This window comes from Corynebacterium sp. MSK019 (assembly GCF_030232425.1).
Taxonomy (GTDB): domain Bacteria; phylum Actinomycetota; class Actinomycetes; order Mycobacteriales; family Mycobacteriaceae; genus Corynebacterium; species Corynebacterium jeikeium_D.
The window spans coordinates 1-460 of record NZ_JASPJT010000034.1; the positions used below are offsets into that span (position 1 = coordinate 1).

A 460-nucleotide genomic window follows, 5' to 3' on the forward strand; every position below is an offset into this window, starting at 1 on the left:
GTACGTAAAGGGCCTGGTAAATCGACTCGTGGCTAATAGTCATGGACGTATTATCACCCCACAGTGCAGCCAACCTGCCACTGGCCTGACGCGGCGAGGCGCCACGGTTGAGCAGATTGACAACCTGGGCGCGCAAAAATCGATTGTCATCGAGTTTGCGCGGCTTTGGACGAGCAAGACGCCCGCGGCTGGCCTGATCAGCGTGATAGGCATCGTAGATACCATCGACGCTGTTGCGTGCGATTTCACGACTGATAGTGGATTGACTACGACAGACTATCTGGGCGATACGCCGGTGCGAATGACCTGCCCGCAGGCAATCGGCAATAAGTAAGCGTTCGGCCAGCCCTAGCCGCCGACCAGTGCCAACACGAGATACATCACCAGGTGTTATCCGACTGCGGGTATTCATAGTGGTTAAACTAGCCCGCCGGTTATACACCGTGGTTGTGCACACCCC

General features: G+C 56.5%; 1 protein-coding gene. It reads right to left on the reverse strand.

What is annotated here, in order from left to right:
- Window positions 1-412: helix-turn-helix domain-containing protein (locus QP982_RS10640; protein ID WP_284870543.1), on the reverse strand; the 412-nt coding region annotated here is incomplete at its 3' end.
- Window positions 413-460 lie beyond the last annotated feature (48 nt).